General features: G+C 70.7%; 17 protein-coding genes. 4 read left to right on the plus strand and 13 right to left on the minus strand.

Annotation, left to right across the window (positions count from 1 at the left end):
• Positions 1–50: 50 nt before the first annotated feature.
• The 3 genes from LQ757_RS16585 to LQ757_RS16595 form a co-directional block, all read right to left on the minus strand.
• The gene (locus LQ757_RS16585) at positions 51–1,376 is read right to left on the minus strand and encodes a M50 family metallopeptidase (RefSeq protein WP_231048378.1); all 1,326 of its coding nucleotides are present in this window, start codon (positions 1,374–1,376) and stop codon (positions 51–53) included.
• 56 nt (positions 1,377–1,432) lie between these two features.
• A complete protein-coding gene (gene dxr / locus LQ757_RS16590; RefSeq protein ID WP_231048379.1) occupies positions 1,433–2,518 on the minus strand; it encodes a 1-deoxy-D-xylulose-5-phosphate reductoisomerase in 1,086 nt (361 codons plus the stop codon).
• An 82-nt stretch (positions 2,519–2,600) separates the two neighbouring features.
• Complete coding sequence (locus tag LQ757_RS16595; protein WP_231048380.1) at positions 2,601–3,242, minus strand: 4'-phosphopantetheinyl transferase family protein; 642 nt, start codon at positions 3,240–3,242, stop codon at positions 2,601–2,603.
• 85 nt (positions 3,243–3,327) lie between these two features.
• Between LQ757_RS16595 and LQ757_RS16600 the strand changes: the two genes are divergently transcribed.
• Positions 3,328–4,089 carry a lysophospholipid acyltransferase family protein gene (locus LQ757_RS16600; RefSeq protein WP_372459668.1) on the plus strand — a complete coding sequence of 254 codons (762 nt, stop codon included), beginning with the start codon at positions 3,328–3,330 and terminating at the stop codon, positions 4,087–4,089.
• 68 nt (positions 4,090–4,157) lie between these two features.
• A complete protein-coding gene (locus LQ757_RS16605; protein ID WP_231048381.1) occupies positions 4,158–5,093 on the plus strand; it encodes a hypothetical protein in 936 nt (311 codons plus the stop codon).
• Between the two features lie 2 nt (positions 5,094–5,095).
• Here the strand turns inward: LQ757_RS16605 and LQ757_RS16610 are convergent, their stop codons facing one another.
• A complete protein-coding gene (locus LQ757_RS16610) occupies positions 5,096–5,575 on the minus strand; it encodes an OsmC family protein (protein ID WP_231048382.1) in 480 nt (159 codons plus the stop codon).
• A gap of 93 nt (positions 5,576–5,668) precedes the next feature.
• On the opposite strand from LQ757_RS16610, the gene gabT reads away from it, so the two are divergent.
• Both gabT and LQ757_RS16620 read left to right on the plus strand, forming a co-directional pair.
• Positions 5,669–7,045, plus strand: a complete 1,377-nt coding sequence (gabT, locus tag LQ757_RS16615; RefSeq protein ID WP_231048383.1) for a 4-aminobutyrate--2-oxoglutarate transaminase — start codon at positions 5,669–5,671, stop codon at positions 7,043–7,045.
• Positions 7,046–7,048: 3 nt separating this feature from the next.
• The gene (locus LQ757_RS16620) at positions 7,049–8,038 is read left to right on the plus strand and encodes an asparaginase (RefSeq protein WP_231048384.1); all 990 of its coding nucleotides are present in this window, start codon (positions 7,049–7,051) and stop codon (positions 8,036–8,038) included.
• Between the two features lie 93 nt (positions 8,039–8,131).
• Here LQ757_RS16620 and LQ757_RS16625 read toward each other — a convergent pair whose 3' ends face one another.
• From LQ757_RS16625 to LQ757_RS16665, 9 genes are all read right to left on the minus strand, one after another.
• A complete protein-coding gene (locus LQ757_RS16625; RefSeq protein ID WP_231048707.1) occupies positions 8,132–8,932 on the minus strand; it encodes an ABC transporter permease in 801 nt (266 codons plus the stop codon).
• 98 nt (positions 8,933–9,030) lie between these two features.
• Entirely contained in the window at positions 9,031–9,942 is a 912-nt protein-coding gene (locus LQ757_RS16630; RefSeq protein WP_231048385.1) for an ABC transporter permease, read from the minus strand.
• Between the two features lie 2 nt (positions 9,943–9,944).
• Positions 9,945–11,144 (minus strand): ABC transporter ATP-binding protein, encoded by a 1,200-nt coding sequence (locus LQ757_RS16635; protein ID WP_231048386.1) that lies wholly within the window; start codon positions 11,142–11,144, stop codon positions 9,945–9,947.
• 2 nt (positions 11,145–11,146) lie between these two features.
• On the minus strand, positions 11,147–12,388 hold the full coding sequence (locus LQ757_RS16640) for a polyamine ABC transporter substrate-binding protein (protein ID WP_231048387.1): 1,242 nt from the start codon (positions 12,386–12,388) through the stop codon (positions 11,147–11,149).
• A 60-nt stretch (positions 12,389–12,448) separates the two neighbouring features.
• Positions 12,449–15,463 (minus strand): FtsK/SpoIIIE domain-containing protein, encoded by a 3,015-nt coding sequence (locus LQ757_RS16645; protein WP_231048388.1) that lies wholly within the window; start codon positions 15,461–15,463, stop codon positions 12,449–12,451.
• Between the two features lie 117 nt (positions 15,464–15,580).
• Positions 15,581–16,231 (minus strand): zinc-ribbon domain-containing protein, encoded by a 651-nt coding sequence (locus LQ757_RS16650; protein WP_231048389.1) that lies wholly within the window; start codon positions 16,229–16,231, stop codon positions 15,581–15,583.
• Positions 16,228–18,516 carry a transglutaminase domain-containing protein gene (locus tag LQ757_RS16655; RefSeq protein ID WP_231048390.1) on the minus strand — a complete coding sequence of 763 codons (2,289 nt, stop codon included), beginning with the start codon at positions 18,514–18,516 and terminating at the stop codon, positions 16,228–16,230. Before LQ757_RS16655 ends, LQ757_RS16650 begins: the two co-directional genes overlap by 4 nt.
• Positions 18,513–19,838, minus strand: coding sequence for a DUF58 domain-containing protein (locus LQ757_RS19475; protein ID WP_231048391.1), 1,326 nt, complete (start codon positions 19,836–19,838; stop codon positions 18,513–18,515). Before LQ757_RS19475 ends, LQ757_RS16655 begins: the two co-directional genes overlap by 4 nt.
• Complete coding sequence (locus LQ757_RS16665) at positions 19,835–20,806, minus strand: AAA family ATPase (protein WP_231048392.1); 972 nt, start codon at positions 20,804–20,806, stop codon at positions 19,835–19,837. Before LQ757_RS16665 ends, LQ757_RS19475 begins: the two co-directional genes overlap by 4 nt.
• Positions 20,807–20,808 lie beyond the last annotated feature (2 nt).

A 20,808-nucleotide genomic window follows, 5' to 3' on the forward strand; every position in this document is an offset into this window, starting at 1 on the left:
GCGGCGCCACGCACCCCGCATCCGCGCCCCCGGCATCCGCCCACCCCGCATCAGAACAGCGACACCGGCTTCACGATGTCGGCGTAGATGAGCAGCGCGCTCATCGCGCCGAACACCACGACGACCGCGAGCGTCACCGGCATGAGCTTCGCGAGGTCGACCGGCCCCGGATCGGGTCGCTTGAACAGCTTCGCGAACCCGCGGCGGATGGCCTCCCAGAGGGCGCCGGCGATGTGGCCGCCGTCGAGCGGCAGCAGCGGGATCATGTTGAAGACGAAGAGCGCGATGTTCAGCGACGCGAGCAGGCCGATGAGTCCGGCGGCCTTCGACGCCACCGGGATCTCGTCGAGGCTCGCGATCTCGCCGGCGACGCGGCCCACGCCCACGACCGAGATGGGGCCGTTCGGGTCGCGCTCGCCCGGGCCGAAGGCCGCGTTGGCGACGTCGACGAGGCGCTGCGGCAGGTTCACGATGATGCCGGCGACCCGTGCGACGTTGTCGCCGACGGCGGGCAGCACGGCCGTCGCCGGCTGCTGCACGGTCTCGGTCGCGGCGCCGACGCCGATGAATCCGGCCTGCACGACGACCGGGTCGCCCGAGGCATCGGTCACCACCTGGCCGTTCGCATCGATGGCGTACCGCTCGCTGAGCATCGGCGTGACCGTCAGCGCGACCTCGTCGCCGTCGCGCACGACGACGATCTCGACCGCCTCGTCGGGGTGCTCGCGGATGATCGCGGTCGACTCGCCCCACGTCTCGATGGGCTCGCCCGCGACCGAGACGATGCGGTCGCCGGGCTCGATGCCGGCGGCGGCACCCGGCGCGGCCGGATCTCCGGGCTCGCACGTCTGCCGTTCGCTCGTCGCCGGCAATGCGCACTCCGAGACGGTGCCGACCGTGGTCGACGCCTGGGTGACGCCGAACCCCATGAGGAGCACCGCGAACAGCACGACCGCGAGCAGCAGGTTCATGAACGGCCCGCCGAACATGATGATGATGCGCTTCCAGACCGGCAGCCGGTAGAACGCACGGTCCTCATCGCCCGGCGTGATGGATTCCATGCTCGAGTCGCGTGCGTCCTGCACGAGACCGCGGAAGAAGCCGGTCGAGTCGGCGTGCACCTTCGCGCCCTTCGCCGGCGGGAACATGCCGATCATGGCGATGTACCCGCCGAGCGGGATCGCCTTGACGCCGTACTCGGTCTCGCCCTTGCGCCTGGACCAGATCGTCGGGCCGAAGCCGATCATGTACTGCGTGACCTTGACGCCGAAGAGCTTCGCGGGCACGAGGTGCCCGATCTCGTGCAGCCCGATCGACAGCGCGAGGCCGATCACGACGATGACGACGCCCCCGATGAACAGCAGTACGGATTCCACGGCGTTCAGCGTACTGCCGATGGCTTTGAAGGGGCTGTCGGTCTGCTGGGAGCGCGTCAGGCGCGCGCAATGCGGGCGTCGGCGGCACGGCGGGCCGCGCGCTCGGCGTCGGCGAGGGACTCCACGGTCAGGGTGCGATCGGATGCCTCGTGCGATTCCACGACGTCGCGCACGGTGTCGACGATGCCCGTGAATCCGATGCGGCCCGCATGGAAGGCTGCCACGGCCTGCTCGTTGGCGGCGTTGAACACCGCGGGGTACTCGCCTCCGGCCCGGCCGACCTGCTTCGCGAGCGCGACCGACGGGAACGCCTCGGCGTCGAGGGGCTCGAAGGTCCACGACTGGGCCGTGGTCCAGTCGAGCGGCCGGCCGACGGCCGCGACCCGGTTCGGCCAGTCGAGCCCGAGCGAGATCGGCAGCCGCATGTCGGGCGGCGACGCCTGCGCGATCGTGGAACCGTCGATGAATTCGACCATCGAGTGCACGATGGACTGCGGGTGCACGACGACGTCGATGCGGTCGTAGTCGACGTCGAAGAGCAGGTGCGCCTCGATGACCTCGAGGCCCTTGTTCACGAGCGTCGCCGAGTTCGTCGTGACGACGAGCCCCATGTCCCAGGTGGGGTGGGCGAGCGCCTCGGCGGGCGTGACCGCGGCGAGCTCGGCTCGCCGTCGCCCGCGGAACGGCCCTCCGGACGCGGTGAGCACGAGTCGGCGCACCTCGTCGTCGGTTCCCGAGCGCAGCGCCTGCGCGATCGCCGAGTGCTCGGAGTCGACGGGCACGATCTGGCCCGGCTTCGCGAGCCGGGTGACGAGGTCGCCGCCGACGATCAGCGACTCCTTGTTGGCGAGCGCGAGCGTGGTGCCGCGCTCGAGTGTCGCAAGGGTCGGCGCGAGCCCGACCGACCCCGTGATGCCGTTGAGCACGACGTCGGCGTCGACGTCTTCGACCAGCTGCACCGCCTCGTCGATGCCGACGGCGGTGTGCTCGACTCCGAACCCGGCGGCCTGCTCGGCCAGCAGCGCGCGGTTCGACCCGACGGCGAGGCCGACGACGTCGAAACGGCGCGGGTTCGCCCGGATGACGTCGAGGGCCTGCGTGCCGATCGAACCTGAGGACCCGAGGATGATGACGCTGCGCACGCCTCAACTGTATGGCCGCGGATGGCCCGTGCGCGGGTCATCCGCCCGGCCGAGCCGATTCGGCGGCGGCCGCGACCCCCGATCAGCCGAGGACGGCGACCGACCCGGCGCGGTTGCCGGGCACCGGCACGTCGTGGAATCGGATGTCGCGCCATCCGGGCCCGAACTCGGGGACGCTGCGCTCGACGCGTCCGACGCCGCCGTCGTCGCCCGGGACCGAGACGGCCAGCGTCGACGGCTCGATGAACCCCGTGTGCCCCACGGCGCGCAGGAGTGCCGACTTCCGCGCCCACAGCGCGGCGCGCACGAGCGGACGCCGTGCCGGGTCGAGCGCGGCGAGCGCCGCGAGCTCTGACGCGTGGAACGCAGCTTCGTCGATGACCCCGTCGAAGCCTGCGACCGCGATCTCGATGGCGACCCCCACCGGGCGCCTCGTGCCGGCGGCGGCCACGATCGCATCGCCCGAGACCGCGGCGTCGGCGAACCACGCACCGCCCGACGGCGTCGTCGGGTAGGCGACGACCGGCCTGCCGTGCCGCGCGCCGCACACCTCGCACGCATGCACGAGCTCGACATCGTCGGCCGGCACGCCCGCACCCCCGGCCACGAGCCGGCGCAGCACCGTGTCGGTGCCGGGCCCTCGACGGCCGCGCATGACGACGAGAACGCGCACGCCCGACTCCTCGAGCTCGATGAGCTCGTCGGCCGTGGCGTCCATGGACATGGCTCCAATCCTCCCCCATCGCGGCGGCCGTGGGCGAACGCCGGATATGCCGTGCGGCGCATACCCGCGCCCGTAGGGTCGGAGGGTGAGCGAGATCGTGGCCGACGCCGTCCCTGCCGCATCGGTCCGGCAAGGCCCCCTCTATCGCATCGTCCGAGGAATCCTCCGGCCCCTCGTGCGCCTCGTCTACCGTCCGACGATCACGGGTGCCGAGCACGTGCCCAAGCACGGCGCGGTGATCCTCGCCTCGAACCACCTCTCGTTCGTCGACAGCATCGTGATCCCGCTCGCCTCGCCTCGCCCCGTGCAGTTCCTTGCGAAGTCGAGCTACTTCACCGGCACGGGGTTCTCGGGCTGGGTCTCACGCACATTCTTCGGTGCCATCGGCGCGGTGCCCGTCGAGCGCGGTGCCGGCTCGCAGGCGCAGGAGGCCCTCGACGCCGGCAAGCGCATCCTCGACGAGGGCAACGCGTTCGCGCTCTACCCCGAGGGCACCCGCTCGCTCGATGGGCGGCTCTACCGGGGCCGCACCGGCGTGGCGTGGCTCGCCCTCACCACCGGCGCCACGGTGGTCCCCGTCGGTCTCATCGGTACCGAGCAGATCCAGCCGGTGGGGGCGAAGCTCCCGCGCGTCCGGCCGGTGACGGTGCGCTTCGGCGCGCCGCTCGACCTCGCGCACCACGGCGGCGCGACGTCGGGCCGGGCCCGACGCGCCGCGACCGACGAGATCATGACGGCGATCCAAGCGCTCAGCGGGCAGGAACCGGCCGGCCAGTACAACGAAGTGCCGCCTCAGGGTGCGCTCGCGCGACTGGCCGACAAGGTGGTCCCGCGCGAACGGGTGTGAACCGATTCCCAGCCGATGCCGGTGAGGCTCCCAGCCGACGCCGGTCGGGTGCCGGTATCGTCGCTTCGGTGAATTTCGCGAAGTCGGCCGCCCGCATCGTCGCGGCGGCACTCGTCCTCGTCGGCCTCGCGGCCTGCGCATCGCCGACGACTCCGGACGAGCCCTGGGACGGCGGCGCCGCCACCCGTGTCACCCCGACGCCCGAGTTCGAGATCCCCGACGCGGCGGGATTCGATCCCGGATTCATCGTGAGCGACGACGCGTTCTACGACAGCGGCGCGATGAACGAGCGCGAGATCCAGACGTTCCTCGACGGGCTCGACTGCCGCCCGGTCGACGACGTGCCGTGCCTCGCCGACTTCCGCGAGACCACGTCGACGCAGCCGGCCGTCGGCGGCGAGCACTGCGCCGAGTATCGCGGGGCGACCCGCGAGCGTGCGAGCCGCATCCTCGCGAAGGTCGCGGTCGCCTGCGGGGTGAACCCGCGCACGCTGCTCGTGCTGCTGCAGAAGGAGCAGTCGCTGCTGACCCGGCCCGATGCGTCGGGTTACGAGCGCGCGACCGGGTACGGATGTCCCGACACCGCCGACTGCGACCAGAAGTACTTCGGCTTCTTCAACCAGGTCTACAACGCCGCGTGGCAGTTCCGGCAGTACACCGAGGAGCCCAAGCGACCGTACCGCATCGGCACGGTGCGCGTGCAGTACCACCCCGACGCCGCGTGCGGCGCGACCGCGGTCGACGTGCGGAACCAAGCGACCGCGAACCTCTACAACTACACGCCGTACCAGCCGAACCCGGCGACGATCGCCGCCCCCGAGACCGGCGACTCGTGCTCGGCGTTCGGCAACCTCAACTTCTGGCGGCTCTGGCACCGCTGGTTCGGCGACCCCGAGACCGAGCGCTATCCGGGATTCCTGCCGGCGTGCACCCGCCTCGTCGGCGGACACGAATGCCCGCCGGGAGCGACGCTGCCGGCCGTGCCGCCCGTTCCCGCGAACTAGGGTCAGCCGACGGCGACGACCGATGCCGGCTCGTGGCGCACCGGGAACGCGACCGACGCCGCGATGAAGCATTTCTGCTCGGCCTCGGCGTGCAGTTCGTCGGCGAGCGCGAGCATCGACGCGTCCGCCACCGCCACGGTCGGCCGCAGCGTGACCTCGGTGAAGGCGCCGCCGCCGCGGCCGTCCTCTTTCAGCGTGCCCGTCGCAGCGTCGGTGTAGGCGCGCACGATGACCCCGTGGTTGGTCGCCACGTGCAGGTACGAGAGCATGTGGCACTGGCTGAGTGCGGCGAGCAGCAGCTCTTCGGGGTTCCAGCGCTCGCGGTCGCCGTGGAAGACGCGGTCGCTCGATCCGGCGATCTCGTGCAGCTTGCCGACGGCGCGCACGACGTGCTGCCTGCCGTAGGCGCGGTAGCCGCTCGTGCCGTCGCCCCGATCGCCCTGCCACTCGAGTGCCACCTCGTACCGGTGTTCGCCGAGCATGGTTCCTCCGTCTCCCGCGCCCCCCGTGACATCCGATTCTCCCCCATGCCCGGCCCCGGCGCTCCCCGCCCGCGACGATAGGGTTGAAGCACCATGACTGACACCCAGATCTCCGCCCAGAAGGCTGCCGCCCCCGTCTATTCGGTGCCGCAGCAGCGCAAGGTCGTGACCGCCATCCCCGGTCCGAAGTCTCAGGAGCTGCACGACCGCCGCACGAAGGTCGTCTCCGCCGGCGTCTCGTCGGCCCTCCCGGTCTACATCGAGCACGCCAACGGTGCGATCCTCGTCGACGTCGACGGCAATCAGTTCATCGACTTCGGTGCGGGCATCGGCGTCACGACCGTCGGGCACACCGAGGCGAACGTGGTCGAAGCCGCCGCGGCCCAGTTGCAGGACGTGATCCACACCCTCTTCACGATCACCCCCTACGAGGAGTACGTGCGCGTGGCCGAGCTGCTCGCCGAGCACACGCCGGGCAACTGGGCGAAGAAGAGCGTGCTCGTGAACTCGGGCGCCGAGGCCGTCGAGAACGGCGTGAAGATCGCTCGCAAGTTCACCGGGCGCCGGGGCGTCGCGGTGCTCGACCACGCGTACCACGGGCGCACGAACCTCACGATGGCCATGAACTTCAAGGCGATGCCGTACGCGAGCGGCTTCGGTCCGCTCGCCGGCGACGTCTATCACGCGCCGAGCTCGTACCCGTACCGCGACGGGCTCTCGGGCGCCGACGCGGCGGCGCGAACCATCGCCTACCTCGAGAAGGTCATCGGCGCGGCAGACCTCGCCTGCCTGGTCGTCGAGCCCATCCAGGGTGAGGGCGGCTTCATGGTGCCCGCCCACGGGTTCCTGCCGACCCTGCAGGGGTGGTGCAGCGAGAACGGCGTCGTCATGATCGCCGACGAGATCCAGTCGGGCATGGCCCGCACCGGCCGCTACTACGCGAGCGAACACTTCAGCTGGGAGCCCGACCTCGTGCTCTCGGCCAAGGGCATCGCGGGCGGACTGCCGCTCGCCGCGGTCACGGGGCGAGCCGAGATCATGGATGCCTCGCAGCCCGGCGGTCTCGGTGGCACCTTCGGCGGCAATCCCGTGGCGTGCGCCGCGGCGATCGCGGTGTTCGAGTCGATCGACCGGAACGACCTGCTGGCCGAGGGCCGACGCATCGAGGCCACCCTCACCGCCGGCCTCGAGCGCCTCAAGGAGCGCTACGACATCATCGGCGACATCCGCGGCAAGGGCGCGATGATCGCCATCGAGCTCGTGCAACCCGGCACCGGCGACACGACGAAGGAGCCGAACGCCGAGGCTGTGGGCGCGCTCGTCGCGTACGCCGCGCAGAACGGCGTGCTGTTCCTCAGCGCCGGCACCTACGGCAACGTGCTGCGGTTCCTGCCGAGCCTCGCCGTCACCGACGAGCTCCTCGAAGACGGCCTGCGCGTGCTCGACGACGGCCTCGCGGCCCTCGGCTGAGCCGTGGCCGGCACATTCTCCGTCGCAGATTCCGTCGAACTCGCCGTGGTCGAACGAAGTGGTTTCATCGAGTCCAGGCACGCCGGCTCCGCCATCGTGCTCTCCCCCGAAGGCGAGGTGCTGCGCGCCCTCGGCGACGTCACGACGCCGATCTTCCCGCGCTCCTGCCTGAAGCCGTTCCAGGCGGTCGCGGTGATGACGTCGGGCGTCACGCTGCGGGGCGAGGATGCCGCGATCGCGAGTGCGAGTCACTCGGGCACCGCAGCACACGTCGCACTCGTGAGAAAGCTCCTCGAGCGCGCCTCACTGCCCGTTTCCGCGCTCGGCTGCCCGCCCGCCGCCCCGACCGACAAGGTCGCCCGCGACGAGCTCATCCGCTCGGGCGGGCCGCGTGACCGGGTCTACATGAACTGCTCGGGAAAGCACGCCGCGATGCTCAACGCGTGCGTCGAGAACGACTGGTCGCTCGACGACTACCTCGACCCCCACCACCCGCTGCAGAAGCGCATCCTCGACGTCGTCGAACGGTTCACGGGCGAACGCCCCGCCTCGACCGCGGTCGACGGCTGCGGCGCCCCTGTCCATGCCATCAGCCTCACCGCGCTCGGTCGCGGTGTGCAGAAGATCACGACGGCGGCGACGACCTCGCCGTTCGCGCTCTACCGCGAGGCGGCCGCACTCACCGAAGCCGTCCGCGAGAACCCGTGGGCGGTCGGCGGACCCGGTCAGCCCGACACGGTCGCGATCGAACGGCTCGGTGTCTTCGCGAAGGTCGGGGCCGAGGGCGTCATGGTGATGACGGCGCAGAACGGCACGACCACCGCCCTCAAGGTGCTCGACGGCTCCTCGCGCGCGTCGACGATCATCGCACTGCGACTGCTGGCAGCAGCGGGCGCCGTCGACGACGAGGCGATCGACGCCGTGCAGACCGAGCTCGACCTCTGGGTCATGGGCGGCGAACGACGGGTCGGCAAGGTGCGCGCGACCGTCTGACCGCGAGCGCAACGCATGGATGCCGCGGGATGGACTCCCCCGCGGCATCCGCCGTACTCGGCCTCGGTTCGGGTCGCCGAGGTCTTGTTCGCCTCAGCTGAGCCTGGCGAGGCGTTTCGCCCGTGCCGCCCTCGAGACCTGCGCGACGATCACGAGCACGAGGGCGAAGAGGAACACCGCCGACGCGATCACGTTGGCTTCGGCGGGAATGCCGCGCGACGCCGAGATGTAGATGTACTTCGGGAACGTCGACACCGAGCCGGAGTTGAAGTTGGTGATGATGAAGTCGTCGAAGCTCAGAGCGAACGAGAGCAGCGCCGCGGCCATGATGCCGGGCACGAGCAGCGGGAACGTGACCCGCCAGAACACCTGCGACGGTGAACCGTAGAGATCGCGCCCGGCCTCTTCGAGTGCGGGATCGAGGCTCGCGACGCGAGCCTTGACCGTGACCACGACGAAGCTGATGCAGAACATCGTGTGCGCCAGGATGATCGTCGTCATGTCCTTCGGGACACCCACCGCGAGGAACTGGGCCGCGAGGCCCGCGCCGAGGACGACCTCGGGGGTGGCCATCGGGAGGAAGAGCAAAAGGCTGATCGACGACCTGGCACGGAACCGGTACCGCACGAGCGCGATCGCGATCATCGTCCCCAGCGTCGTGGCGATGATCGTCGCGACGATGCCGATCACGATGCTGTTGGCGAAGGCCTCGCAGACCGCGCCACCCTCGACGTTGCAGACGTTGAGCCACTTGTCGAACGTGAAGCCGCGCCACGAGATGTTCGACTTGATGGAGTCGTTGAACGAGAACACGAGCGTGTAGACGATCGGGATGAGCAGGAACACGAACGCGATCACCGTGTACACGGGCAACAGCCAGTCGCCGAGCCCGATGCGCTGCCGTCGGACCCGCCCGCCGCGATGCCCCGAGTCTTCCTGTTGCTCGCTCTCTTGAAGCCCGCCGAGCACGGCGGCTGCCTGGACTTCGCCGCTCACAGCAGGTCCTCCGTTCCGGAACGCTTCACGTAGATGCCGACGAGCACGAGGATCGCGGCCATGAGGATGATCGACAGCGCTGCGGCCGCCGGGTAATTGAGCAGGACGAGGAAGTTCGCCTCGATGACGTTGCCCATCATCTGCGTGTCGGGCCCGCCGAGGAAGTCGCGACTCGCGTTCACGTAGTCGCCCGCGGCGGGGATGAACGTCAGCAGCGTGCCCGCGACGATGCCCGGCATCGAGAGCGGGATCGTGACCTTGCGGAACACGGTGAACGGGTTGGCGTAGAGGTCGCTGCCCGCCTCGAGGTACCGCAGGTCGAGGCGCTCGAGGGTCGTGTACAGCGGCAGCGTCATGAACGGGATGAAGTTGTAGGTCAACCCGAAGATGACGGCGGCCGGGGTGCCGGTGAAGTGCGCATCGGGCGCCATCAGCGAGAGCGCCTTCAGCGACGTGATGATGAACGACTCGTCGGAGAGCAGCTGCTTCCACGCGAGGGTCCGCAGCAGGAAGCTGATGAAGAACGGCGCGATCACGAGGACGAGCATGACGCTCTGCAGCAGCGGCCAGCGGCGCGCCTTCACGCCGATGAAGTACGCGAGGGGGTAGCTGAACGCGAGGGCGAGCACCGTCGCGACGAGCGCATAACCGAACGAACGCAGGATGTGCGGCCAGTACTCCTGCACCACCGTCACGTAGTTCTGCCAGTTGAACGCGTAGTCGTACACGCCGATGTCGCCGAACTCGTTGGGGGCCTGGAGCGACGTCAGGATGAGCGAGATCAGTGGCGTCAGGAAGAACAGCACCATGTAGAGGATGCCGGGCAGGAGAAGGAAGAGCGCGATCCGGCTCTTGCGCTTCGGTGCCTGCGGCTGCGCCTCCGTCGTGGTGAACGCTGCGAAGGCCATCGTCAGCTCTCCTCGAGCTCCGCGACGAGCGCCTCGCGACGCTGCACGGCGATGGCATGGGTGTCGTCGTCGGCCGCGAACTTCCCGGCGTCCGCCAGGTCGTCGTCGAGCCCGAATCCATGCTCGACGTCCCAGCTGATCCACACCTCGTCACCCTCGGACGCGATCGGACCGATGCCGATGTTCTGCGCGAAGACGGTGACCGTGCCGACGCCCGTGATCGAAACGATGTACTGGGTGCTGACACCCGAGAACGAGACGTCGATGACGTGGCCCGGGCCGAGCACGTTGCGCGACGACGACTCCGCCGGCGCATCGCGGTGCAGTGCGACCTTCTCGGGCCGCACCCCGATGGTGACCTGGCCCTGGTGTCGTGCGGCGCGGGCGGTGGGCACGACGAGGCGCGCACCCTGCACGTCGACCGCGATCGCGGTGTCGGTCGTGCCGACGACGCGGCCGGTGAACAGGTTGGACTGGCCGAGGAAGTTGGCGACGAACACGGTGCGCGGCAGTTCGTAGAGCTGCTCGGGCGCACCCATCTGCTCGATCGCGCCCTTGTTCATGACGGCGACGGTGTCGGCCATGGTCATGGCCTCCTCCTGGTCGTGCGTCACGTGGAGGAACGTGAGGCCGACCTCCTCCTGGATGGTCTTGAGCTCGAGCTGCATCTGCCGGCGGAGCTTCAGGTCGAGTGCACCCAGCGGCTCGTCGAGCAGCAGGAGGGCGGGACGGTTGACGATCGCCCGGGCGAGCGCCACGCGCTGCTGCTGTCCGCCCGACAGCTGCGCCGGGCGGCGCTGCGCGAGGTGGTCGAGTTCGACGAGGCGCAGCGCCTCGTGCGCGCGGGTGTCGGCGTCGCCGATGCGGCGGCGCTTCAGCCCGAACGCGACGTTCTCGATGATCGACATGTGCGGGAACAGGGCATAGCTCTGGAACACCGTGTTGACCGGTCGTTGGTGCGCCTTCGTATCGGTCACGTCGGTGCCGCCGATGAGGATGCGACCGCGCGTGGGCTCCTCGAGTCCGGCCACGAGCCGCAGGGTCGTCGTCTTGCCGCAGCCCGACGGCCCGAGCAGGGCGAAGAACGATCCGGCCGGGATGGTGAGGTCGAGCTCTTCGATCGCGGTGAACCCGGGGAAGCGCTTCTGGATGCCGACGAGTTCGAGGTCGGCGCCTCGCTCGGCGAATTCGCGAACGGACACGCTCACGACCCCAGCAGGATGGCCTGGAACTCGGCCTGGTACTTCTGCTCTTCTGCACCCGAGAGCGAACGGAAGATGTGCGCCTGCGACAGCGTCTCTTCGTTCGGGAAGATCAGCTGGTTCTCGGCGAGCGCGGGGTCGATGGCGATCGCGGCTTCCTTCGCCCCGACGACGGGGGTGATGAAGTTCACCCAGGCCGCGACTTCGGCGGCCACCTCGGGCTCGTAGTAGTAGTTGATGAGCGTCTCGGCGTTCGTCTTGCGCGGCGAGCCGATCGGCACGATGAAGTTGTCGTTCCACAGCGTTCCGCCCGCCGACGGGATCGCGAACTCCCACTTGTCGCCTGCCTCGGCGTTGATCACCGTGATGTCGCCAGACCAGACGATCGCCGCGAGGGTGTCTTCGTTCTTCAGGTCCTCGAGGTACGAGTTGCCCTTGATGTTGCGCACCTGACCGTCGGAGACCTGCTGCTGCAGCAGGTCGATCGCCGTGCTGAACTCCTCGTCGCCCCAATCGCCCGAGATGTCGACGCCCTGCTCGAGCATGATGCAGCCCATCGTGTCGCGCATCTCGGAGAGCACGCCGACGCGGCCCTTGAGTGACGTGTCCCAGAGGTCGGATACGCTCGACAGCCCGCCGGGGATCGCCTCCTTGTTCCAGGCGATTCCGGCGAAGCCGCCCTGCCACGGCACCGAGAACTTGCGGTCGGGATCGAAGTCGGGATTCTGCAGTGACGGCGTGAGGTTGGCGAGATTCGGGAGATTCGCGTGGTCGAGTTCCTGCCCGTAACCGAGCCGGATCCAGCGAGCGATCATCCAGTCGGTGAGCACCGAGAGGTCGGCACCGATGTCCTGGCCGAGCGCCAGTTGGTCTTTCACCTTGCCGTAGTAGGTGTTGTTGTCATCGACGGCGACCTCGTAGTTCACCTCGATGCCGGTCTGCTCGGTGAACGCGACCAGCGTCGGGTAGTTGCCCGCGTCGTCTTCGTCGATGTACGCCGCCCAGTTCGCCCAGTTGAGCGTCTTGTCGGTCGACGAGGCGTCGGCGGCGGGTGTGGGCTTCGTTGCGCCGCCACCGGCCGCACACGCAGCGAGCGCGAGCGCGGTCGCGCCGGCACCTGCGCCGGCGAGCAGGGTGCGGCGGTTCAGCTGCGCTCGACGCGCCTGCGCGATCAGGTTGCGGATCATCGGGTCCTGGGGAAGAGGCCGGGGGCTCACGAGCGACTCCATTCGTTGCAGGCTCATTCGGGGTGGGAAGATACTGACACACTGCAGGCGGATTTGTTCCCAATAATGTCCGAATCGTTAATTTTCGGGAACATTCGATTCGGATTCAGTGCTCCGTTCTGCTTCGCACGCCGGATTCGGTTGTATCGTCGGCGGCCAGCCGTGTCGGCGGGCGGGCCCGCCCCCGGAACTCGACCAGCATTGGCCGCTCCCCTCGTCGAGCAACGGGGGCAGCACGCGATCCCGGATCAGTGCCCGGTACTCGTGCGCACCTCCGTACACCACGATGACCGCGTTCTCGCGGATGCGCGCGGCGAGCGCCCAGTTCGCCGCCCACGCGTCGGCGTCGCCGACGAACACCGTCGGCCCGTGGTGGTCGCCCGCCTCGGAACCCGCGCGCCCCGCGACATCCGCCCCTGCTGCGATGAGGGTGGGAACCCCTCCCGCTGAGCGGATCGCTGCGGCGGCGGCGGTCGGTGCCGCGGCGACGACCGCATAGACTCCGCCGCCCAGCAACTGCAGCGAGGGCTCGTCACTATGCCCTGCCCGCGGCAGCGGGTCGGCGTCGACCACCTGCACCCGGTGCCCGCGCCATTGGGCCGATCCGGGCGGCTCGTCGGTGCGCCACAGGCCGCCGACGCCGCCCGATTGCACGAGGTCGGACCTCGTGGCGTGGTGCAGCAGCAGGCGCGCACCGAATGCGTCGCGCATGCCGGAGGCCAGCCCGTGCGGCTGCGAGGCTGCCGCGGCGACCCAGAGGCCGTGTGCCCGTCCCTCGCGGAGCAACGCCTCCACTGCATCGAGCGCAGCCAGTCGATAGTCATCGGGCCACGACCGGAACCGCACGTCGAGGTCGTCGATGACGACGAGTCGCGGGCAGTCGCCGCCGCCGCGCACCGCGGCGAGCAGCCCATGCAGGGCATCCCACACCGCGCTTCGCGCGCCGTCGAGCACGAGCACCGACTCGGCTCCGTGCACCGCGGCCACGGCCTCCGCCGTCGCGGCCAGCGCCCCGGTACGACCGCTGCCCGGTGCGCCGAGCACGAGGAGGTGCCCGTCGGCTGCCGGGAACCACGTCGCGAGGCTGCGGCGCTGATGTTCGGGTTCGTCGGCGAGGCCGATCGCGAACGCGTCCAGTCCGGCGTCGGCCTGCGAGGATGCCGCATCCGCTGTCCCGCCGGCGGATCGCACGAGCGTATCGAGCTGGACGCGCCCGACGCGGTTCGGCAAGGGGTCGAGCCACGGCCTTCGGGCCTGCGGCGCCGCCGCGTTCGCGACCCGCGCGCCGGTGAGCGCCGCCACGTCGACGACGGCCGACTGGAACGTCATCGGACACCCGTCGCCACGGTCGACGATGCCGCGCCCAGGGGTGTCGGGCGCGATCTCGGCGGCGGACTCGACGCCGACGACAGCGATGCTGTCGGCCCGCTGCATCACCCGCAACGACACGCGGATCGCGCAGTTGGCCGTGACCTGCTCGCGCACCACGCCGTTCGGCCGCTGCGACGCGAGTACCAGGTGCAGGCCCAGCGAGCGGCCGCGGGCGGCGATGTCGGCGATGACCGCGCCGAGTTCGGGGAACCGCTCGATCATGGCCTGGAACTCGTCGACGACGAGGACGAGCCTGGCCAGTTCGATTCCGGTGTCGAGCGAGCGGATGTCCCGGACCCCGGCCTGCGCCAGCACGCGCTCGCGGTGGCGCAGCTCGGCACGCAGGCTCAGCACCGCGCGTTCGGCCTCGCCCTCATCGAGATCGGTGACGACTCCCGTCACGTGCGGGAGCTCGCGGATCGGCTCGAACGCCGCGCCGCCCTTGAAGTCGACGAGCAGGAACGCGACACGATCAGGCGGATAGGCGCGCGCGAGGCCGGTGAGCCACGAGAGCAGGAACTCGCTCTTGCCGCTGCCCGTCGTTCCGGCGACGAGCGCATGCGGGCCGTGCTGCACGAGGTCGATCACGAGCGGGCCCCCTCCCGTAGCGCCGACCGCGACGGCGAGCGATGACCGTGATCCGCGGTCCACTTCGGGCTGACCGAGCTCGCCGAGCGCCACTCGAGTGGGCAGCTCGGCGACGGCGGTCCCGACGCCGGCACGTTCGGCGACGCGCGCCGCCGCCTCCGCCCACGCGAGCGCGTCGGCCGCCCCCGTGAGGGACGGCACCATCGGCACCGGTTGTGCGCCGCCCGGGCGCCGCACGAGTGCTGAACCCGGTGCATCGACGCGGACGATCGTCTGGAGCCCGGGAGGCAGCGCCGCCGTATCTGTGGCGACGGCGATCAGTGCGGTGCCTTCTGTCGAACGGCGGTTCGACCCGGAGCCGAATGTCGGCGGCGGGCCGACGTCGTTCGCCTGCCCACCCTCACTTCCCGTACGGTCGAGCACTCGCAACCGCTCTGGGCCCGTGACGGAGTGGGGCAGCCGCCCGGCCCACCCCCAATCGGCGGAGCGGGGAATCTCGAGCCCGAGTCCACCGGGCACCCCGTGATGGGCGCACTGCACGACCGCCGCTCGCGCAGCCGCCAGGGCGAGCGGGCGGGCGCCGACGAAGCCGATACCTCCGTACGGGTCCGCGAGCACCGGAGCCCCCTCGAGCGATGCGGCCCGAGCAAGCAGGAGGCGTTCGTCGGAATCGACGGGCGTGCCGTCGACACGGAGGGCGCTGCGGGCCGATCCGCTGCCGACGACGATCGCCGGCAGCGGGCCGCCCTGCCAGGCCGGCGGTGTCATGCGCTCGACGAGCGAGGCCGGCGACGGTGCCCGCCGCCACGCCGCACGGCGCTCGGATTCATGACGCGCGTCGATGTCGTCGCGGAGCTCGTCGAGCTTTCGGGCACGCTCGACGCGAGCGCGCCGGCGTCGGGCGCGCCCCTGTCGCTTCGCGTCGATCATGGACGCGATCGCCACCACCGGGCCGAGGACCGCGAAGACGAGCGAGAACGGCGACCCGGTGATCGCCCACAGCGCGAGTGCTCCCCCGATGGGCGCGAGCACCGCGAGCAGCGGGAATCCGGGCCGCTCGGGTTCAGCCGGCGGCGCGGGCAGGGCGAGCGGGACATCGACGACTGGCGGTTCGGTGAGATCGAGCGTACGCACGGGGACATCCGATCAGCTACCGGCCCGGTCAACCCGACCGATCGGCGCAACCGTCCGGAACGATGCGTCGAGCGTCCTTGTCGAGGACGAGTCGCGGACGCGTGGGTGGGCGCGGAATCAGCCGACGACGAACGACTGCTCGGCGAGCTCCACCCGGCTCCCGCGCGGCACGAGATAGCGTCGGCCCGGCTCGCAGCGCAAGGCACCGTCGTCGGGGCGCCGCACGACCGTGCCGTTCGCCGAGAACCGGTCGGCGACCCACAGCGTGCCCTCGTGTTCGCCGAACTCGAGGTGGGTCTTCGAGACCGAGAGGGTGCGGTCGGCGATCTGCACGAGGTGGTCGAACTGTTCGCCCGGTTGCGGAAGCGGGCGCCTGCCGATGAGGCCGGTGCCGAAGACCGTGCGCGTCTCGCCCGTACTGAACTTCAGGACGAACCGAGACGGATGCTCCGTGGCCGACGTGGCCGTCTGCGTCTCGGCGCCGGCAGCGGCATCCGACCCGATCGCGGCCGGCGGCGCCTCGGATGCGATCGCGTCATGCTCGGCGCCGGAATCGATGGCGGTCGCGGCACGGAATCCGTCGACCGGGACGCTCACCACGCCGCTCTGGCGCCGCGTCGGACGCTCGAGCGGATCGAGGATCGTGGTGTCGCCGGGCCGGGGGTCGGCTCGCCGCCGCGACTCGGGTGTGGCGCTCGTCGAGCTGCCGCATTCACCGCAGAACATCGCGCCGTCGGGCAGCTCGGCACCGCAGATGGCGCATCTCACGTTCGGCCCCCCCTCCGCGTGACAGCGTACCCGCCGAGCGACGAGAGCGAGACGGCCGCCCGAAGCCGGTCACGGGTGCTGCGAGACTCAGCCAGGCGCTGCGCCAGTTCGTCGACCGTGCTCCAGACACGGTGGTCGTCGTCGTCGGCCGGACCGTTCGGTGCGAACACCGCACGATCGACGACCGATGCGAGCACGAGCGGGCCGAGTCCGCCGACCGTCGCCGCCTGTTCGGCGCGCGTGGCCGTCGGCGAGATCGGGTATCCGTAGTCGGACGCGATGTCGGCGAACTCCTCCCAGCCGCCCTCGATGCGCTCGACCGGGGTCGGCGCACGCCGTCGCAACCGGCGACGCCGCAGCTTCGCGACGATGATGGCCAGGAACGGGCTCACGAGCACCGCCAGCCCGAGGATGACGAACCCGGCGACCTCGAGTACGCCGAACAGCACCGCCAGCCACGCGTCGCCGTCGCCATCGCCGTCGTCGGGCGCCGCTTCGGGGTCGGCGTCGTAGTCGTCGACCGGCGTGCGTTCCGCCGGTGGCGGCAGGGCCGACTGCGGCCGCGAGACGATGTTGGGCTGATCGGGCTCCTTTTTCGGCACCGGCCCCGGCGTCGGGTTCGGGTCGACCGCGAGCCACTCGCCTTCGGCGCTCTGCACCTCGATCCACGCCTGGCGGTCGGCACTGCGGAAACGGGTCACCGCGGCAGGGTCATCCGCCGGCTTCTCGGGCTGCAGGTAGCCGACGACCACGCGGGCCGGGAACCCGATGCGCCGTGCCATGAGCGCCGCCGCCACGGCGTACTGCTCGCCGTCGCCCAGCATCGGCACCTCTCTGGCGAGCTCGCTCAGTCGGTCGAGCGAGTGACCCGAACGGCTGAAGGGCTCATCGTCGAGTCCGTGGCTGACGTAGCCCTCTGCATGGAACCCCTCGATCACCTGGGAGAGTCGCAGGCCTTGCGCACCCGAGGCCGGCGCCCACCGATCGAGCAGGCGCTCGAGATCGTCGGGCAGTTCGGGCATCGCCGGCAGCACGCTCGTCCCGGCCTGCAACACGACCAGGTCGTCGGGCGTCACCGGCACCTTCGACGTCGCCTCGTATCGGTCCCCCTCGTGGTGCCCGTGTTGTGTCGCGCCCGTTCCCGTGACGTCGTTGTAGTAGTACGCGTCGGTGTGCGCGAGGCGATCGCGCCCCTCGAAGTCGATGCGCTCGAGCTGGCCGATGCCGGGCACCCACACCTCGTCGTAGGCGGCGATCTCGACCTCGATGCGCTCGCGGGTACCCTCGGTGTCGGACTGGTCGAGCTGGTACGGCACCCGGGCGAACCGACCCGACAGCGTGTTGCCGTCGCTGCCGCCGACCGAGTAGACGACGCCGTCGTACGTGTCGAGTGCGGCGATGCGGATGCCGGAACCGGGCGGCAGGCCCCGCACCTCGAGCATGGTGACGTCGGCGACCTCCTCGCGGAACGCCGCGCGGAACCCGGCGAGCGGGCTGTCGTGCTCGTTGGGCTCGAACGGAGGCTGGAGTTCTGCCCGCACGACATTGCGCTGCGGGCCCGGCATGGCGAGCGAGGCCGCCGTCGCGCCGATGAGCGCGACGGCGACGAGCGCGGATGCCCCGAACACGCGCCGCGCGTCGGCGACGGCGCCGTCGACACGTCGGCCGCGGGTGACGGCCCGGCGCTTCGCGATCGCGACGCGCACGAGCCAGGCGACGACGGTGACGAGGAACACCAGGCCCGCTTGCAGCGCGATGCCGACGTGGACCACGCCCAGGGCGATGCCCGCGACGAGCAGCAGCGCGGCCGGCAGCGCCGCCGCCGCCGGATGCCGGCTGCGCAGGGCGATCGTCATCGCGGCGGTGGTGCAGATGAGCCCCAGCAGGAACGGCGGGACCAGGAGCGCCTGATACGAGCCGACGGGCACCGCGATCGTGACGAGCTGCTTCCACGACAGAGCCGTGCCGGTCACCAGCTCGAGCAGCCCGGCCGGCGTCGGCAGCACGCCGAGGGCCTGACCGGGCACCGCGACGGGCACGCCGACCACGAGGTACGCGGCGACGACCGCGACCACGACCGCCCAGGAGGGCCATCGGCGTCGGGCTCCGACGACCCCGATCGCCGTCCCGAGCACGATCGCCGCGCCCGCCGCGACGAAGAACGCGGGGCTCTCGTAGATCGGCCACCAGGGGATCATCGCGGCACCGAGCATCGCGACGACGAGCACGACGGTGACCGCCGTCGGTGCGAACCGATCGGCGCCCGCCGGTGCCCGGGCGATCATGCGACCGACGCCGATCGTGCGAGCATCGCCCGCAGGTCCTCGAGATACCCGATGTCGAACACCGTGAGTCCGGCGACGGTGCGCGCGCTCGCCTCACCCTCGGGAGAGCACTGCACCGCGAGCACCTCGACTCCGGCCGGCACTCGGCTCGCGGCGGAACGCAGCGGAGCGATGCCCCGGGCGGTGCCCGTCACGAGGAACACGAGGGAGATGCCGTGCAGCGTCTCGACCGCGCTGCGCGCCACGTCGGGCAGCAGCGCCGCTCGGGGCTCGCGCTCGATCACGCAGAGCGCGTCGACCAGCCGATCCCGCGAGACCGTGGGGAGCTCTCGCATCGGCCCGCCGAACCGGCTGCCGCTCGCGGACCGCGGCCCCGACACCACGAACGAGACGCTGCGGGCGTCACGGATCGCGCGCGCGCCGACCGAGGCCGCCGCTCCGACCGCGAGCTCGAACTCGGCATCGTCGGCGTACGCTCCGGGCTCGAGGTCGAGCAGGATCATGAGCCGGCTGCGACGCGACTCCTCGAACTGCCGCACCATGAAGGTGCCCGTCTTCGCCGAGCTGCGCCAGTGGATGTAGCGTCGATCGTCGCCCGGGACGTACTCGCGCAGCGCGTGGAACGCGATGTCGCTCGACGTGAGGTCGCGCGTCGGGAAGCCCTCGAGATCGCGGATGAATCCGGTGCTGAGCGCGCTGATCGACACGGTTCGCGGATGCACCCGCAGCTCGGCCGTCTCGGACCACACGATCTCGCGCCGCATGAGGCCGATGGGATCGGCGCGCACCGTTCGCACCGGGCCGATCGAGACGATGCCCCGCCGATCGGTCGGGATCGCGAACTGTTCGTCGAACGCACTGCCGCGCGCAAGTCGGGGCAGCACGCGCTCGAACACCCTCGAGCCGACCGGGAGCTCGAGTTGCACGCCCCGGAACCCGCGTCGACCGGGATTCGCTGCGACGAGGCGCGCGAGCGCCGGCTCGCCCACGACCACCCGTGGCGTCGGGACGAGCAACCGGATCTCGCCGGCACCGCGACCGATCAGCCAGAGTGCCGCGACCGCGACGATCACGACGAGTCCCCACGCGATGGCGATGATCTCGAGCAGCCCCCAGCCGTACCCGACGATGAACGCGACGATCGTGGCGCCGATGACCGACCACCCGAGCGGCGTCACGACGCCCTGCACCGCTCGTGCCGCTCGCCGGATCGCTCCCGCGGCGGCGCGTGCGCCGAGCAGTCCGCGCTCGATCACCACCGCGAGCAGGCCCCGCTTCCTGGCCTCCTCGGGAATGCTCGTGTGGGTCTGGGCGAAGGTCACACGGCCTGCCTCGTCGAGGGCGGCGGGGTCTCGATGAGCACCTGCGCGATCATGTTCGACGCCGTGACGCCGTCGAACTCGGCTTCGGGGTCGAGGATCAGGCGGTGCGCGAGCACCGGCTCCGCGAGCGCCTTGATGTCGTCGGGCACGACGTAGTGCCGCCCGCGACCGGCCGCGTGGGTCTTCGCCGTGCGGATGAGGGCGAGCGCACCGCGCACGCTCACGCCGAGCCGCACCTCGCCTGCGGTGCGGGTCGCGTCGACGAGCCGCGACACGTAGTCGTGGATCGTCGGGTCGACGTAGACCGTGCGGGCGAGCGCGGCGAGCTGGATGATCTCGTCGGCGTCGAGCTGCGCCTCGACGCGGTGGTCGTGCGCGCGCTGGTCGGCGCCCTCGAGGATTCGGATCGTGGAGGCGTGATCGGGGTACCCGATCGACGAGCGGATGAGGAACCGGTCGAGCTGCGCCTCGGGCAGCCGGTAGGTTCCCGCCTGCTCGACCGGGTTCTGGGTCGCGATGACCATGAACGGATGTCCCACCGGATGGGTCTGGCCGTCGACCGTGACCTGCCCCTCCTCCATGACCTCGAGCAGGGCCGACTGGGTCTTCGGGCTCGCCCGGTTGATCTCGTCGGCGAGGACGATGTTGGCGAAGACGGGGCCGGGGTGGAATTCGAACAGCCCGCTGCGCTGGTCGTAGACGGTGACGCCGGTGATGTCGCCCGGGAGGATGTCGGGCGTGAACTGCACCCGATTGCTCGTTCCGGCGACGGACTGCGCCATGGCGCGCGCGAGGGAGGTCTTGCCGGTGCCGGGCACGTCGTCGAGCAGCAGGTGGCCCTCACTCAGGAATGCCGTGAACGCGAGCCGGATGACGCGGTTCTTGCCGAGCAGCACCTCCTCGACCGCACCGACGAGTCGGTCGAGGGTTCCCGCGAACGCCGCGGCTTCTTCGGCGGTCATCGTCATGT

The organism is Agromyces cavernae, assembly GCF_021044935.1.
Lineage (GTDB): Bacteria > Actinomycetota > Actinomycetes > Actinomycetales > Microbacteriaceae > Agromyces > Agromyces cavernae.